The following is a 16210-nucleotide window of genomic DNA, read 5'->3' as shown; positions in this document are numbered from 1 at the left end:
CGGTGGCCACCATCGCCCCCGTCCCGGTCGGCCGCGACGCCGATGCGCGGAGCGCCGACCGGCGGGGCGCGGCGGGACCCGGCGGCGCTCCGGGCGCGGGAGGGCCTCCTCCCGTCCGCCCCGGCCGGGCCCGCGCCCGCGCGCTCCGCACCGGCGCGCGCACCATCCCGCTGATCCCCTCCATGGTCCTGCTCGCCCTGTTCCTCCTCGGCCCCGTGATCTCGAGCCTCTACGGCTCCTTCACCGACGCGTCCCTCACCGGGTACGCGGCCGGAGGCGCGCAGTTCATCGGCTTCGACAACTACACGGCGCTGTTCGCGGACCCCGACTTCCCGAAGTCGGTGCTCCTCACGCTCGCGTTCGTCTTCTTCTCGGCGGTCGTCGGGCAGAACGTCGTCGGTCTCGGGCTCGCGCTCCTCATGCGGCAGGGCAACCGGGTCGTCCGCGCGATCGTCGGCACCTTCGTCATCGCGGCGTGGGTCCTGCCGGAGATCGTGGCCGCGTTCGCCGCGTACGCGTTCTTCAACGACTCGGGCACGCTCAACACGATCCTCGGCTTCTTCGGGATCCAGGGCGCGAACTGGCTGTACGGCCTGCCGCTGCTCTCGGTGATCCTCGCGAACGTGTGGCGCGGATCCGCCTTCTCCATGCTCGTCTACGCGGCGGCCGTGCAGGAGGTGCCGCCGGAGATCACCGAGTCCGCGGAGGTGGACGGTGCGACCGGCTGGCAGCGGCTCGTCTTCATCACGCTGCCGGTGATCCGCCGCAGCATCTCGACGAACCTGATGCTCACCACGCTGCAGACGCTGTCGGTCTTCACCCTCATCTTCGTGATGACGGGCGGCGGCCCCGGCACCTCCAGCTCGACACTGCCGATCCTCGCCTACCAGGAGGCGTTCCAGTTCTCGCAGCTGGGCTTCGGCACCGCGATCGCCACGATCATGCTGCTCGTCGGAGCGGTGTTCAGCGTGATCTACATCAGGGCCCTGCGCCCGGAGGTGGACTGACCATGGCCGTGACCACGATGACCCCGCCCGCCACCCGGCCGGCGCGAGCGAGGCGGGCGGCCCGACCGCCCGGCTCCCGCATGACCTCGCCGAGCGGACGCGTGATGCGCCAGGTCGCGAACGGCGTGCTGGTGCTCGTCGCGCTGTGCTTCGCCGTGCCGCTCGTGTGGCTCCTGCTCGCGGCCTTCGATCCGTCCGCGACGCTGTCGGCGAAGGTGCCGAGCGAGTTCACGCTCGACAACTTCCAGGCCGTGCTCACGCCGGAGATCTCGTTCATCCCGCTGATGAACAGCCTCGTGCTCTCGGGCGGCTGCGCCGTCGTGACGGTGGTGGTCGCGATCCTCGCGGCGTACCCGCTGTCGCGGTACCGGATGCGGATCAACAAGCCGTTCCTCTACGGGATCCTGTTCGGCACGTGCCTGCCCATCACCGCGATGATGGTGCCCGTCTACAGCCTCTTCGTCACGCTCGACCTCATCGACTCGATCGGCGGCACGGTCTTCTTCCTCGCCGCCACGAGCCTGCCGATGGCGATCTGGATGGCGAAGAACTTCATGGACTCCGTGCCGATCTCCCTCGAGGAGGCCGCGTGGACCGACGGCGCGTCGATGATGCGCACGCTCACCCACATCGTCGTGCCGCTCATGCGGCCGGGGATCGCGGTGGTGTTCATCTTCGTGTTCATCCAGGCCTGGGGGAACTTCTTCGTGCCCTTCATCCTGCTGCTGAGCCCGGACAAGCAGCCGGCCGCCGTGAGCATCTTCAACTTCTTCGGGCAGTACGGATCCGTCGCGTACGGCCAGCTCGCGGCGTTCTCGCTCGTCTACTCGGTGCCCGTCATCGCGCTGTACGTGCTCGTCTCGCGCACGCTCGGCGGATCCAACGCGCTCGCCGGCGCCGTGAAGGGCTGACCGGCCCGCGCATCCATCCGCACCACCACCGCACCATCCGCCGCCGGACGCCGACGCCCGCGCGGCGCACGCTGGAGACACCCGCCCGCGGTCCGCCGCGCCATCGACTGGAGACGACCATGCCCCCCACCACCGCGCTCGCCGAGGCCCGTGTCGAGCGGTTCGTCCGCGACCGCCTCGTGCCGAACGTCCACCGCCGACGGATGCCGCTCGCGATCGAGGCGTGGGACGCGCCGGGCGAGCCCGTGCCGTTCGCCGAGGCGGTGCGGCAGGACTACCGGCCGTTCGCCGTCGGCACGCCGTGGAGCTGGGCGTGGGGCACGACGTGGTTCCACATCACCGGCACCGTGCCGGACGACGGGGCCGCGGACGGCACCGCGCTCGAGGTGCTCGTCGACCTCGGCTTCAGCGACCGGCAGCCGGGCTTCCAGGCCGAGGGCCTCGTCCACCGGCCGGACGGCAGCGTCGTCAAGGCCATCGAGCCGTACAACGGCTACGTGCCGCTCGCCGCGATCGGTGCCGGCACCGCGCCGGGGACGCGCATCGACCTCTGGATCGAGGCGGCATCGAACCCCGACATCGGCGGCGACTCCTTCCACGGCGAGACGCCGCTCGGCGACCTCGCCACCGCGGGCGACGAGCCCATCTACCGGCTGCGCACGATGGACCTCGCGTGGCGCGACGAGGCCGTCTGGGAGCTCGACCGCGACGTGTGGACGCTGCGCGGGCTCATGGGCCAGCTGGATCCGGCGTCATCGCGGCGCGCGGAGATCCTCGCGGCGCTCGAGCGCATGTGCGACGCGGTGGATCCCGACGACGTCGCCGGCACCGCCGCCGCCGGCCGGAGGGAGCTCGCGGCCGTGCTCGCCGCGCCCGCCCACGCGAGCGCGCACCGGGTCACCGCGGTCGGCCACGCGCACATCGACTCCGCCTGGCTCTGGCCCGTGCGCGAGACGCGCCGCAAGGTCGCCCGGACCTTCTCGAACGTGCTCGCGCTCATGGACGAGGATCCCGACTTCGTGTTCGCCGCCTCCAGCGCGCAGCAGTACGCCTGGCTGAAGGAGGACCACCCGGAGCTCTTCGAGCGCCTCCGCCAGCGCGTCGCCGAGGGCCGGTTCGTGCCAGTCGGCGGCATGTGGGTCGAGTCGGACACGAACATGCCGGGCGGCGAGGCGCTCGTCCGCCAGCTCGTGCAGGGCAAGCGGTTCTTCCTCGACGAGTTCGGGATCGACGCCCGCGAGGTGTGGCTGCCCGACTCGTTCGGCTACACGGGAGCGCTGCCGCAGATCGTGCGGGGCGCGGGCGCCGAGTACTTCTTCACGCAGAAGCAGTCGTGGAACGAGACCAACACGATGCCGCACCACACGTTCCTCTGGGAGGGCATCGACGGGAGCCGGGTCTTCACGCACTTCCCGCCGGTGGACTCCTACAACTCCGACCTCTCCGGGGAGGACCTCGCGCGCGCCGAGCGGCAGCACGCCGAGAAGGCCGTGAGCAACGCGTCCATCGTCCCGTTCGGATGGGGCGACGGCGGCGGCGGGCCGACCCGCGAGATGACGGCGGCGGCGCACCGCACGCGCGACCTCGAGGGGTCGCCGCGCGTGACCCTCGGCACGCCGCTCGCGTTCTTCGACGCCGCGAAGGCCGAGATCCGGGATCCGCACGTGTGGTCGGGCGAGATGTACCTCGAGTTCCACCGCGGCACGTACACCTCGCAGGCGCGCACGAAGCAGGGCAACCGGCGCAGCGAGCACCTGCTGCGGGAGGCGGAGCTGTGGCTCGCGACCGCCGCGGTCCGTGACCTCGGCGTGTACCCGCACGACGAGCTCGACGCCCTGTGGCGCACGGTGCTGCTGCTGCAGTTCCACGACATCCTGCCGGGCACGTCGATCGCGTGGGTGCACCAGGAGGCGGAGCGCGAGCACGCCCGAGTGCAGGGCCGCCTGCGCGAGCTCGTCGCCCGGGCGCAGTCCGCGCTCGCGGGACCAGGCGACCGACGCATCTCGTTCAACGCGGCGCCCGTGGACGCGGACGGCGTCGGCGCGCTGTCGGCCGCGGTCGTGGACCCCGCCCCCGCCTCCCCCGCGCCCGTCGCGGACGGCGACGGCTGGATCCTCGACAACGGGCTCATCCGGGCGCGCGTCGACGCGGACGGCACCGTCTCGTCGCTGGTCGACGCCGCGTCCGGCCGCGACCTCGTCGCCCCCGGTCAGCGCCTCGGCCTCCTGCAGCTGTTCCGCGACACCCCGAACCAGTGGGACGCGTGGGACATCGACGACGCCTACCGCCGCAACCGCACCGACCTCACCGAGGTGACGGCGGTGCGGATCGACGGCGACGCGCTCGTGGTCGAGCGCGCGTTCGGCGCGTCGCGGGTCACGCAGACCTGGACGCTCGCGGCGGGCGAACCCGAGCTGCAGGTGGTCACCGACGTCGACTGGCACGAGCGGCAGAAGCTCCTCAAGCTCGCCTTCCCGCTCGACGTGCACGCCGACCGCGCCGCGTCCGAGGTCCAGTTCGGGCACGTGCAGCGCGTCACGCACGCGAACACGTCGTGGGAGACCGCGCGCTTCGAGACGGTGGCGCACCGCTGGGTGCACGTGGGCGAGCCGGGCTTCGGCGTCGCCGTGGCGAACGACGCGACGTACGGGCACGACGTGACGCGGATCCCCCGCCCCGACGGCGGCAGCGCGACCCTCGTGCGCCAGTCGCTGCTCCGGGCGCCCGTGTTCCCCGACCCGCACGCCGACCAGGGCCGCCACGTGCTGCGCTCCGCGGTCCGGGTCGCGCCGGATGTGCTCGACGCCGCCGACGCGGGCTACCGGCTCAACCTGCCGGTGCGAGAGGTCCGGGGCGACCACGGCGTCGACCCGCTCGTCGCCTCGTCGAACGCGGCCGTCGTGATCGAGGCCGTCAAGCTGGCCGAGGACCGCTCGGGCGACCTCGTCGTGCGGCTCTACGAGGCGCGCGGCGGCCGCGAGCGCGCGGTCGTGCGGGTGGACCCGGCGGCCGGCCTCGGCGACGCCGTCCGCACCGACCTGCTGGAGCGGCCCCTCGAGGGTGCCGTCTCGGAGCCGTCCGCCGACGGGGTCGAGCTGACCCTGAGGCCGTTCGAGATCGCGACCCTGCGGTTCGCGCACCGCTAGACGCGCGTCACGCGGCGGGGCGCCCGGTCAATCGACCGGGGGCAGCCCCGCCGCGACGCGCGCGACCCGTGCGGTCTCGGCGTGCTCGGCCCGCCAGAACGCGGAGTCGCCCTCGGGCAGGTTGCCGCTGTCCTGGCGGAGTCCCACGGCTCCGTCCACGAGCTCGCGGAGGACGTCGGCGTGCCCGGCGTGCCGGTTGAGCTCGGCGACCAGGTGCACGGCGATCCGCCGCACGGTCACCCGCCCGGCCTCCCCCGGCCACCACGGCACGCGGCCGACGGCGTCGAGCGGCAGCGCCCGGAGAGTGGCCTCGGAGTGCGCGCCGACCCGCTCGGACAGGCCCACGATGTCGGCCCGCGACTCCTCCGCTGTGGCGCGCATGTCGGCGTTCGGCGGCGCGTCCTCCTCCATCCACGGCAGCTTCTCGGGGAACGGCCGGCCGAAGACGAACCCGAGGTAGCCGGCCTCGACGCCCGCCGCGTGCTTCACGAGCCCGTGCAGGTTGGAGCCCGTCGGCACGAGCGGACGGCGGATGTCGTGCTCGCCGAGGCCCTCGAGCTTCCAGACGAGCGCCTCCCGCGCGAGCCGGAGGTGGCGGATGAGGTCGTCGCGCACGGCGTCGTCGTCCGGCACGCGGGCGGGGTCGGATGCGGAGGAGGGCTGCGCTGCGGTCATGCCGCGAGCATCCCAGCCACCGCCGACATCCGTCCAGCCCCGGCGGGCGAGCCCCGCGTCGCTGGCGCGCCCCGGACAGGGGGCGCACGACGGTCCGTCCCCGGCCCGTCCGCCCGGGAGGATGGACGGGGGCGGGTCGACCGGCCCCGGACCGGGAGGCCCGCATGACCGCCGATGACACGACCGCGGACGGCGCTGCCGCCATCGAGGCCGACGGGTCCGCCGACCCGGGCCACGGCAGGCGCGCGCTCGCCCGCATCGGCTCCCGCGCCGTGGCCGCCTGGATCGCCGAGGTCGTCACCCCGCTCCGCCGTCTCGTGGCGCTCGGCGTCGCGCTGGTCGCGGGCGTCGCCATGGCGCTGCTGATCGAGCCCGTGCTCGCGCGCGCGGACGGCCCCGAGACCGCGCTCCCGGGAGCGATCGTGCTCGGTGCGGTGGTGGGCACCGCCGCGGCCGTGATCCCGGTGACGATCTGGCTCGCGCGCGCGATCCGCCGCCACCCGACGGTCGCCGGGACGCACCCGGCCTGGCGGGACGCGGGCCTCCTCGACGCCGCCGTGGACCCGCGCGGCCGGGTAGCCCTCGCCCCCGGGACCGCCGGACGCGTGGCCACGGAGTCCCGCCGGGCGATCGCGCAGTCGGCCGCGCCCGTCCCCGGGGCGCTCGTCCTCAGCGTCATGGCGCTCGTCGGGCTCCCCGCCTACGCCCTCGCGGGAGACCCAGGCACCCTGCTGTGGTTCGCGCCGATCTACCTGCTGATGTCCGCGTCGACGCTCTGGACGCAGTCCCTCGCCGCCGGTCGCATGGCGCTCCTCCGCGACGCCGCCGACGCGGAGCTCGCCCTCCCCGAGTCCGAGCGCACCGTCGCGCCGCCCGTCGTGCCGCCGCACGGCACCCGCCTGCCCTGACGAACTCCACGCCCAGGGGGTTCCCCCGCTCGGGGAATACGGTGGGGGCATGAAGGCCCTCCAGTACACCCGCATCGGATCCCACCCCGAGGTCGTCGAGATCGACAGGCCCGTCCCCGGGCCCGGTCAGGTCCTCCTCCGCGTCACCGCCGCCGGCGTCTGCCACTCGGACGAGTACGTGATGGGCCTCTCGGAGGAGGAGTACCGCTCCGCCGGCTACCCGCTCCCCCTGACGCTCGGCCACGAGGGCGCGGGGGTCGTCGAGGAGCTGGGCGCGGGCGTCGAGCACCTCGCCGTCGGCGACGCCGTCGCGGTCTACGGCCCCTGGGGCTGCGGCCGCTGCCACGCGTGCGCCGAGGGCCGCGAGAACTACTGCGAGAACGCCGCGGCCGAGGGGATCCAGCCTCCCGGGCTCGGCGCGCCCGGCGCCATGGCCGAGTACATGATCGTCGACGACCCGCGCCACCTCGTGCCCCTCGGCGACCTCGATCCCGTCGCGAACGTCTCGCTCACCGACGCCGGCCTCACCCCGTACCACGCGATCAAGACGTCGCTGCCGAAGCTCGGCGCGGGCACCTACGCCGTCGTCATCGGCACGGGCGGCCTCGGCCACGTCGGGATCCAGATCCTCCGCGCCCTCAGCGGCGCCACCGTCATCGCCCTCGACGTCACCGACGAGAAGCTCGAGCTCGCCCGTCACGTCGGCGCGCACCACACGGTGATCAGCGACCAGCACGCCGCCGACGGCATCCGCGCCATCACCGGCGGCCGCGGCGTGCAGGCCGTATTCGACTTCGTCGGCGCGACCCCCACCATGGCGACGGCCCTCCAGGTGGTCGAGCCCGCGGGCGACGTGACGATCGTCGGCATCGGCGGCGGCACCGTCGAGGTCGGCTTCGGGACCATCGCGTTCGACGCCGCCGTGCGGATCCCCTACTGGGGCAGCCGCTCCGAGCTGATCGAGGTGCTCGACCTCGCGCGCTCCGGGCAGGTCACCGTCGAGACGCAGCGGTACGCGCTGGAGGACGGCCCCGAGGCGTACGCCGCGCTCGCCGCGGGCACCGTCTGCGGACGCGCGGTGATCGTGCCGTAGCCAGCCGACGCATCGCCGGATCCTGGCCGTCGCCGGCGTCCATGCCGCGGCGGGAATGCGTCCGTGGAGCTCCTCCAGCGGTCGGGGACCGAACCGCGGGGCGGGCGGCCACGAACATTACACGCGACCGACGAGCCGCGACGCACCGACGGTTTCTCAGCCCACGGCGCCTCGCGGCATGGCAGGGTAAGGACTCGGTCGCCCCTGATCCCCGGCAGCCGGAGCGTCACGCGGATCACGGCGCTGCATCCCCTTGGTCCCGTGAGACGGGCCGCTCCCCCTGGCCGCGAGGCCCCGACCTTCGAGTGAGCAGGCACATGACAGACACCGACACCTCCGCCCCTCCCCGCATCGTGCTGACCAAGCCCAAGCGCGGCGGTGGATCGAATCCCACCACCGCCTACTCGGGTCTGCTCAACACCGTCCGCGAAGCCGGGCTGCTGGAGCGCCGCGTCGGATTCTACGTGCTCATGTTCGCCGGCATCACCGCGGCGCTCGTCGGCCTCGGCATCGGGTTCGTCGCGCTGGGCGACAGCTGGTTCCAGCTGCTCATCGCCGCCGGGCTCGGCATCATCTTCACCCAGTTCGCCTTCCTCGCCCACGAGGCCTCGCACCGCCAGGTGTTCGAGTCCGGCAAGGCCAACGACATCGCGGGCCGCACGCTCGCCAACCTCTTCGTCGGCATCAGCTACTCCTGGTGGATGACGAAGCACTCGCGCCACCACGCCAACCCGAACGTCATGGGCAAGGACCCGGACATCGAGCGCGACGTCATCTCCTTCACGCAGGAGGACGCCGCCCGCGCGAAGGGCCTCTACGGCTGGTTCACGCGCCACCAGGGCTACGCGTTCTTCCCCATCCTGATGTTCGAGGGCCTGAACCTGCACGTGCACGGCTTCCGCACGGTCTTCGGTCGCGGCAAGGTCGACAAGCGCTGGCTCGAGATCTCGATGCTCTCCACGCGCATCATCGCCTACCTCGCCGTCGTCTTCTTCTTCCTCCCGCTCGGCATGGCGTTCGCGTTCGTCGGCGTGCAGCTCGCCGTCTTCGGCGTCTACATGGGCGCCTCGTTCGCCCCGAACCACAAGGGCATGCCCGTGCTGCCGAAGGACTCGAAGGTCGACTTCCTCCGCCGCCAGGTCCTCACCAGCCGCAACATCAAGAGCACCTGGCTCACCGACATCTACATGGGCGGCCTCAACTACCAGATCGAGCACCACCTCTTCCCGAACATGCCCCGGCCCGCGCTGAAGAAGGCCCAGGTCATCGCGAAGGAGTACTGCGCGACGCACAACATCCCGTACACCGAGACCACGCTCCTGGCCTCGTACGGCATCGTCATCGCCTACCTCAACCGCGTCGGCCTCTCCGCCGGCGGCGACCCCTTCGACTGCCCCGCATCGGCGGCCTTCGGACGCTGATCACGGCCGCTGATCACGGCACCCCGCACCACCCGACGCCTCCCGCTCGCTCCGCCCCTCCGGGCCGCGACCGGGAGGCGTCGTCGTGCACCCGGCGCCCGTCGTGCCGGCCCCGCGCCGACCGCTAGCGCGTGCCCCAGTCCCACGACGGGGCGCTGAGCAGCCCCTGACCGCGCAGGACCGTCTCGCCGTGGGGCTTCTCCAGCAGGAGCTCGCCCGCCTCCGCGTGCCCCGACACCGCCGCGGCCAGGCCGGGTGCGTGCGTGACGACGAGGATCTGCACCTTCCGCGACGCCTCCGCGACGAGCTCGCCGAGCGCGGGCAGCAGATCCTGGTGCAGGCTCGTCTCCGGCTCATTCAGCACCATGAGCTCCGGCGGCTCCGTCGTGAGCAGGGCGGCCGTGAGCATGAGCATCCGCAGAGTGCCGTCCGAGAGCTCGGCCGCGTCGAGCACGCGGAGGATGCCGGGCTGCCGGAGCCCGAGCGACAGGACGCCGTCCTGGGAGCGGACCACGATGGTCGAGCCGGGGAACGCGCGGTCGACCAGGGCGTCGAGCGCGTCGCCGTCGCCCCACTCCCGGATGGTCTGCACGGCGGCCGCGAGGTCCGAGCCGTCGCTCGCGAGGACGGGGGTGCGCGTGCCCACGCGCGGCCGGCGGGCGGGAGCGTCGGCGTCGGTGCGGAGGTGGTCGTAGAAGCGCCAGCCGCCCATGCGCCGCCGGAGGATCATCGCCTCCGGGCTGGTGACCGCGTCCGCCACCTCGCTGAGGACGCTGAGGTGCGGCGGCACCATCGCGGGCACGTGCTGCCAGCCGTCGGCCTCGTCGCGGACGCGCACGTCCTGCCAGCGGCGCTCCAGCACCAGCGAGCGGGGACGCGCCACCGGTCCGCTGAAGACCAGCTCGCGCTTGATCTCCGGGTCCCGGCCGAACATGGTCGGGGGCAGGGCCCGCGGATCCCGCTGCGGGATGCCGAGGTCGACGAGGTAGCCGAGCTCGTCGCCCGCGAAGCCGAGCCGGAGGGCGATGGGGCCCTTCCGCATGGTGCCCTGCACCTCGTGGTCGCCGTCGCGCATCGCGCGGCTGAGGCCCTCGGGGCCCGCCCACAGCACGGCCTCGAGGCCGCCCTCGCGGGCGAGCGCCCCGACCGCGCCACCCTGCGCCATGTCCGCGATCAGGCGGAGCGCACGATAGACGTTGGACTTGCCGCTGCCGTTGGCGCCCGTGACGATGTCGAGGCCGGTGAGGGGCAGCGCCAGGTCGCGGACGGAGCGGTAGCCGGAGACGGCGAGGGTGCGGATCATGCCGCGACCCTCCCATGGGCCGCCGACAGATGCGTCCGCGGCCCGGCGACGCGGATCAGGAGTCCTGCGGCACCCGCACGGTCAGGCCGCCGGGGAGGACCTGGATCTTGAAGCCGATGGCGCGGCCGAAGGGATCGCCGTCGAGCTCGATGTCCTCCTCCTTCTCGAGGCGGACCACGACCTCCTCGGCGGTGCGGTACTCGAGCGCGCGCACCTCCTTCTCGGGGCCCATGAGGCGTCGGCCGGCTGCGGTGCGGCGGACGACGCCGTTCTCCCACGCGACCTTGAGCCAGATCTGGATCCAGCCGAGGATGCCCTCGGGGCGCATGAGCACGACGTCGAGGATCCCGTCGTCGACCGCCGCGTCGGGCAGCAGCAGGATGTTGGCGGGCAGCGACCCGCAGTTGCCGACGATGAGCGTGTGCGCGCGGCGGCGGTGGACGCTGCGGCCGTCGAGGCGGTAGCGCAGGCGGAGCTGGTCCCTGTCGCGGAGCGCCTTGAAGATCGCGTCGACGTAGGCGAGCCAGCCGACCCTCTTCTTCAGCTCCGAGTCGGTGTTGGCGAGCATCTTCGCGTCGATGCCGACGCCCGCCATGACGACGAACACGTGCTTGTCGCGTGACTCGTCCTCGCGCAGGATCTCGATGGCCGCGAGGTCCACCGTGCGGTCCCGCCCGGAGAACGCCGCCTCGAGCGAGTGGTCGACGTCGTTGAGCGTGAGCTTGAGGTTGCGGGCCAGCAGGTTGCCCGTGCCGGAGGGCAGGAGGCCGAGCGAGACGCCCGATCCCGACATGCCCTCGGCGACCGCGCGGACCGTGCCGTCGCCGCCCGCCGCGATGACCATGTCGACGTCGTGCGACAGGGCCTCCTGCGCGGCGCCCTTGCCCGGGTCGTCCTCGCTGGTCTCGAACCAGAGGGTCTCCTGCCATCCGGCGGTGCCCGCCGCCTGCGCGACCTTCGTCTTGAGGGACGCGAGGTCGACCTTGATGGGGTTGTAGACGACGGCGGCACGACGGCGCGAGCCGTCGGTGGACGCGGGCGAGGGTGCGGAGGCGGGGGTGGAGGTCGTCATCATGGTCACCCTACCGACGCGCGCGGCCCGCGAGGGGTGCGGGCGCCCCCGCGTGCGCCGGGCGGACCGGACGACGAAGCCGACCCGCGCGCACAGGGCGCGGGTCGGCTTCGTCGTGCGTGGCCGGCGTCAGGAGCGCCGGGCCTCGTCCTCGTCGCCGAGGGGCTCGCGGACCTCCGCCTCGTCCGGCTCGACGGGGTCGACCGAGAGCTGGAAGTGGTCGCCGTGCTGCTCGACGCCGTTGACCACGGCGTCGCGCATCATCTCGACCGCGACCTGACGGCGCACGATGAGCGGATCCGTGCGCAGCTCCTTCCAGAGCGCGTAGCAGGCCACGAGCATCACGATCACGAACGGCAGCGAGGCAACGACCGTGAGGTTCTGCAGGCCGGTGAGGGCCTCCGTGCCTCCCCCGCCGATGGCGAGCATGATCGCGGCGACCGCGCCCATGACGACGCCCCAGAACACGACGACCTTGCGGCTCGGGTGGAGCGCGCCGCGCTGCGAGAGCGTCCCCATCACGATGGACGCCGAGTCGGCGCCCGAGACGAAGAAGATCGCGACGAGCAGCATCACGAGGACGGTGCTGATGCTCGCCAACGGGTAGTGGTTGAGCAGCTGGAACAGCGTGTTGTCGCTGACCACGGCACCGTCGACGGTCATGTCGCCGTCGGTCTGCTGCGCGTGGATGGCGGATCCGCCGAAGATCGAGAACCAGATGAGGGCCACGATGCTGGGCGCGAGGAGCACGCCGACCACGAACTCGCGGATGGTGCGACCGCGGCTGATGCGCGCGATGAACATGCCGACGAACGGCGTCCACGAGATCCACCAGGCCCAGTAGAAGACGGTCCAGCTGGACAGCCAGGCGCTCATCTCGTCGCCGCCGGTCGCCGCGGTGCGCGACGCCATCTCGGTCATGTCGCCGAGGTAGGCGCCGAGCGTGGCGGGGATGAGGTTCAGGATGAGGAGCGTCGGGCCGACGACGAACACGAACACGGCCAGCACGACGGCCAGCACCATGTTGATGTTCGACAGCCACTGGATGCCCCGGGCGATGCCCGAGACGGCCGAGAAGATGAACGCGATCGTGAGGACGACGATGATGCCGATGAGGAGCGGGGCCGTGGCCTCGTCCACCCAGCCGTTGAATTCGAGGCCCGCGCCGATCTGCGTCGCGCCGATGCCGAGCGAGGCCGCCGAGCCGAAGAGCGTGGCGAAGATCGCTAGCATGTCGATGACGCGACCCGCCCAGCCCTCGGTGCGCTTGGTGCCGAGCAGCGGCTGGAAGATGGAGGAGAAGAGCTGCTTGCGCCCCTTGCGGAACGTGCCGTAGCCGATCGCGATGCCGGCGACCGCGTAGATCGCCCACGGGTGCAGGCCCCAGTGGAACATCGCGGTGGCCATCGCGGTGCGGATCGCCGCCTCCGACTCCGGCTGCGTGGTGCCGGGCGGCGGGGTGACGAAGAAGCTGAGCGGCTCGGCCGCGCCGAAGAACATCAGGCCGATGCCCATGCCCGCGCTGAACATCATCGCGATCCACGAGACCGTCTTGAACTGCGGCTTCTCGTCGTCGGCACCCAGCTTGATGCGGCCGTAGCGGCTCGCGGCCAGCCAGATCACGAAGATCACGAAGAAGCTCGCGGCCAGCACGAACAGCCAGCCGGTCTGGTTGATGACCCAGCTCTGCGCGGTGCCGGAGATCGTCGCGAGGCCGTCGGTGCTCACGATGCCCCAGACGACGAAGCCGACCGCGAGGACGGCCGTGACGCCGAAGACGAGGCGGTCGATCTTCGGGTGCTCGGGCTCGTAGAGGTCGACGGACCCGGTGAACCTGGCCTCGAGGAGGCGGTGGTCGGAGTGGTCGCGGCGGGGTGGCCGGGTCCCGTCGGGGCCCGATCTGCGCTTCGGGACGAGACGGTCGAGCAGGCGTTCTGCGGACGTGCGCGTGGAGGTCATGGAGGGGATGGGCTCCTGTGGGCTCGGATTCCTGGGCATCGCACGCAGGGGTCCCGCGAGCGACCGGCCGAGTCTAGGCGGCGGGCGCGGTTTCTGCCGATTCGCCCGTGGGCCTTGCCATCGGCTATGACGAGGGCTAGGCGCCCGTCGCGTCGTCCCGCCGCGGGAGGGTCACGACCACTCGCGTGCCGTGGCCGAGGCGGCTCGCGATGCGCACGCGTCCGCCGTGCGCCGTGACGGTGCGCTCGGCGATGGAGAGGCCCAGGCCGATCCCGGGGACGGCGCCGTCGCGGGCCGACTGCGCGCGGAAGAAGCGGTCGAACACGTGCTGCTGGTCCTCCTCGCTGAGGCCGACGCCCGTGTCGACCACCGAGATCACGGCGTCGTCCCCCTCGGTGACGACGGCCACGTCGATGCGGCCGGATGGGGTGAAGAGGAGCGCGTTCGAGACGAGCGCCTCGACGACCTGCGTCAGCCGATCCGCGTCGCCGTCCAGCGTGATCCCGGGCTCGAGCCTGGCGTCGAGCACCAGGCCGCGCTCGGCGGCCCGCGCGGCGGCCGGCCGCGCGACGGCGTCGACGAGCGCCGTCAGGTCGACCGCTCCACGCCGGAGGGCGGGCGCGTGGTCGGCGCCCTCGAGCAGCGAGCCGATGATGCTCGACAGCTGCGCCACGTTCCGCTGGATGACGGCGAGCTCCTCCTGGATGCCCAGCTCGGCGGGGTCGTGCAGCTCGTCGAGCAGGTCGAGGTAGCCGACGATGCTGGTGAGCGGCGTCCGCAGCTCATGCGACACGGTCGCCAGGAACTCGTCGCGCACCTGGACGGCCTGGGCGAGGTCGGTCACGTCGTACGCCCCGAGCACGGTGCCCGCCAGCTGGCCGGTCCGGCGGCCGATCGGTCGGACGGAGAGCACCAGGGCGCGCTGGTTGCCGGGCTCCCCCACCCAGTAGACGGGCCCGTGCACCTTGTCGGCGTACACCGCCTCCATCAGGACCCTGCCCTCGCGCGCGACGGGCGTGACGCGGTCGGACCCGTAGACGGACGTCGCCATGCCGGTCTCGTGGTCGTAGCCCGCGATGTCGAGGAGCGTGCGGACGGCCGCGTTGCGGATCACGGGCCGGTCGTCGGCGTCGAAGAAGACGATGCCCACGTCGACGGCGTCCGCGACGTCGCGGATGGTGGCGGTCTGCTCGCGCGACTCCGCGAGGAGCCGGGCTTGGGCCGCCGTCGCCTCGGCGAGCTCGCGCTGATCCCGGCGCTGCGTGGCCGCGGCCTGCGCCGCCGCGCCGACCAGCAGGGCGATGAGGAGGAGGCCGCCGACGAGGTCGGCCCACCCGGCGCTCGTCTCGGGGAACCCGCCCTCGCGGAGCACGGGGAACACGGTGATGGCGAGCGCGCCCGCGACGGCGACGGGGACGCCGCCCGACGGGAAGCCGAACACGAGCCAGAGGAGCGGGAAGATCACGAGCAGCGCCGCGGCGGGGAGGGTGGCGACCGTCGCATCGCGGATGAACGCCACCGCGAGCAGGTCGAGCGCGGGCACCGCGATGAGGGCGGCGGACGGGATCCGGGTGGTCGCGACCACGACGGCGAGCACGGAGCCGGCCAGCACCATGGCGACGGCGACGGCGAACCAGGCGTCGAGCTCGATGACCGGCTCGACCACGGCCACGATTACCGCGACGACCGCGCAGCTGAGGAGGAACGGGACCTGCGCGCGGGTGGACCCGCGCCGCCGCCGCGCGTCCGCGGACGACCGGGCCGCGAGGACGGGAGAGGTCATGCGCGTTCCTCCTCGTTCCGCCGTCGGAGGACGCCGTGGCCCGAGCCTAGACCGAGGGACCCGCGCAGCCCCCGACCGCGACGCCGTGCGGATCCGGCCGGACCGTCCGCGGACAGCCCGCCCGGCCTTGAGCCGAAGCCGGGGCGGGCTTGCGGGAAAGCTCGGGGGGACTTGCGGATTGCCAGCGGGTGGCTTGAGACCGCTCCGTCAGAGTGATGCATGTCGAAGGAACACCGGTACGACACCGCAGGAGCGCCGCCCAGGCGCCGACGCAGGACCGGAGACGACCGGCGGGACACCCACCCGCCGCCTCCCCATGAGCATGCGCGGCACACCGCGCGAAGAACAGGAAACCCCATGAACAAGATCGTCTCCGGTGCCGTCGCAGGTGCCGCCGGAATCGTCCTCCTCCTCGGCGGCGCCGGCAGCTTCGCGCTGTGGAACGCCAACGCCACGGTCGCCGCCTCCAGCGTCTCCTCCGGCAACCTCGCCCTCGCCGCCGACACCGCGGGCGTCTGGACCGACATCACCAACGGCGGCAGCAAGGTCATCGACCCCGCGACCTACCGCATCGTGCCGGGCAACGTCCTCCAGTACACGAGTGCCCTGACCGTCACGGCGACCGGCGACTCGCTCGCCGCGGACCTCACCTACAACCCCGTCTCCATCACGGGCGACGCGGCGCTCAAGGCGGCCATCACCACGAAGCTCGACGTCACCTCGACCGACGCCAGCATCGCCCCCGCCAGCGCCGCGAACACCTTCACGGTCAAGCCCTCCACGTCCGCCTCCAAGGTGAACGTCGTCCTCACGGTGACCTTCCCCTCCGCCGCGACGACCGGCCAGAACGGCACGCTCTCCTTCGACAAGCTCGCCTTCACGCTCACCCAGCGCGCGATCTAGTCGCCCTGTCTCCCCTCCCCGCGGTGACG

12 protein-coding genes are annotated in these 16210 nt (G+C 72.8%); 7 read left to right on the top strand and 5 right to left on the bottom strand.

Annotated elements, in window-relative coordinates:
• Positions 1-2: 2 nt before the first annotated feature.
• From K0V08_RS02000 to K0V08_RS01990, 3 genes are all read left to right on the top strand, one after another.
• Positions 3-1007 carry a carbohydrate ABC transporter permease gene (locus K0V08_RS02000; RefSeq protein WP_079532670.1) on the top strand — a complete coding sequence of 335 codons (1005 nt, stop codon included), beginning with the start codon at positions 3-5 and terminating at the stop codon, positions 1005-1007.
• A 2-nt stretch (positions 1008-1009) separates the two neighbouring features.
• Positions 1010-1918, top strand: coding sequence for a carbohydrate ABC transporter permease (locus K0V08_RS01995; RefSeq protein ID WP_079532668.1), 909 nt, complete (start codon positions 1010-1012; stop codon positions 1916-1918).
• A gap of 119 nt (positions 1919-2037) precedes the next feature.
• Positions 2038-5064, top strand: coding sequence for an alpha-mannosidase (locus tag K0V08_RS01990; protein WP_079532665.1), 3027 nt, complete (start codon positions 2038-2040; stop codon positions 5062-5064).
• A 27-nt stretch (positions 5065-5091) separates the two neighbouring features.
• Here K0V08_RS01990 and K0V08_RS01985 read toward each other — a convergent pair whose 3' ends face one another.
• Positions 5092-5739 carry a DinB family protein gene (locus K0V08_RS01985; RefSeq protein ID WP_079532662.1) on the bottom strand — a complete coding sequence of 216 codons (648 nt, stop codon included), beginning with the start codon at positions 5737-5739 and terminating at the stop codon, positions 5092-5094.
• A gap of 164 nt (positions 5740-5903) precedes the next feature.
• On the opposite strand from K0V08_RS01985, the gene K0V08_RS01980 reads away from it, so the two are divergent.
• From K0V08_RS01980 to K0V08_RS01970, 3 genes are all read left to right on the top strand, one after another.
• Positions 5904-6647 carry a hypothetical protein gene (locus K0V08_RS01980; protein WP_079532660.1) on the top strand — a complete coding sequence of 248 codons (744 nt, stop codon included), beginning with the start codon at positions 5904-5906 and terminating at the stop codon, positions 6645-6647.
• Positions 6648-6696: 49 nt separating this feature from the next.
• Positions 6697-7740, top strand: a complete 1044-nt coding sequence (locus K0V08_RS01975) for an NAD(P)-dependent alcohol dehydrogenase (RefSeq protein WP_079532657.1) — start codon at positions 6697-6699, stop codon at positions 7738-7740.
• Positions 7741-8057: 317 nt separating this feature from the next.
• The gene (locus K0V08_RS01970; RefSeq protein ID WP_012037941.1) at positions 8058-9161 is read left to right on the top strand and encodes a fatty acid desaturase family protein; all 1104 of its coding nucleotides are present in this window, start codon (positions 8058-8060) and stop codon (positions 9159-9161) included.
• A 124-nt stretch (positions 9162-9285) separates the two neighbouring features.
• Here K0V08_RS01970 and K0V08_RS01965 read toward each other — a convergent pair whose 3' ends face one another.
• The 4 genes from K0V08_RS01965 to K0V08_RS01950 all read right to left on the bottom strand — a co-directional run bounded on the left by K0V08_RS01965 (position 9286) and on the right by K0V08_RS01950 (position 15278).
• A complete protein-coding gene (locus tag K0V08_RS01965; RefSeq protein WP_079532655.1) occupies positions 9286-10464 on the bottom strand; it encodes an AAA family ATPase in 1179 nt (392 codons plus the stop codon).
• A gap of 55 nt (positions 10465-10519) precedes the next feature.
• A complete protein-coding gene (locus K0V08_RS01960) occupies positions 10520-11536 on the bottom strand; it encodes a diacylglycerol/lipid kinase family protein (RefSeq protein WP_079533727.1) in 1017 nt (338 codons plus the stop codon).
• A 129-nt stretch (positions 11537-11665) separates the two neighbouring features.
• Positions 11666-13495 carry a BCCT family transporter gene (locus tag K0V08_RS01955; protein ID WP_012037938.1) on the bottom strand — a complete coding sequence of 610 codons (1830 nt, stop codon included), beginning with the start codon at positions 13493-13495 and terminating at the stop codon, positions 11666-11668.
• 136 nt (positions 13496-13631) lie between these two features.
• Entirely contained in the window at positions 13632-15278 is a 1647-nt protein-coding gene (locus K0V08_RS01950; RefSeq protein WP_079532652.1) for a sensor histidine kinase, read from the bottom strand.
• Between the two features lie 357 nt (positions 15279-15635).
• On the opposite strand from K0V08_RS01950, the gene K0V08_RS01945 reads away from it, so the two are divergent.
• Positions 15636-16181, top strand: coding sequence for an alternate-type signal peptide domain-containing protein (locus K0V08_RS01945; RefSeq protein WP_079532649.1), 546 nt, complete (start codon positions 15636-15638; stop codon positions 16179-16181).
• Positions 16182-16210 lie beyond the last annotated feature (29 nt).

This window comes from Clavibacter michiganensis (genome assembly GCF_021216655.1).
GTDB classification, from domain to species: Bacteria; Actinomycetota; Actinomycetes; order Actinomycetales; family Microbacteriaceae; genus Clavibacter; species Clavibacter michiganensis.
This window is presented reverse-complemented; position numbering and strand designations above follow the sequence as displayed.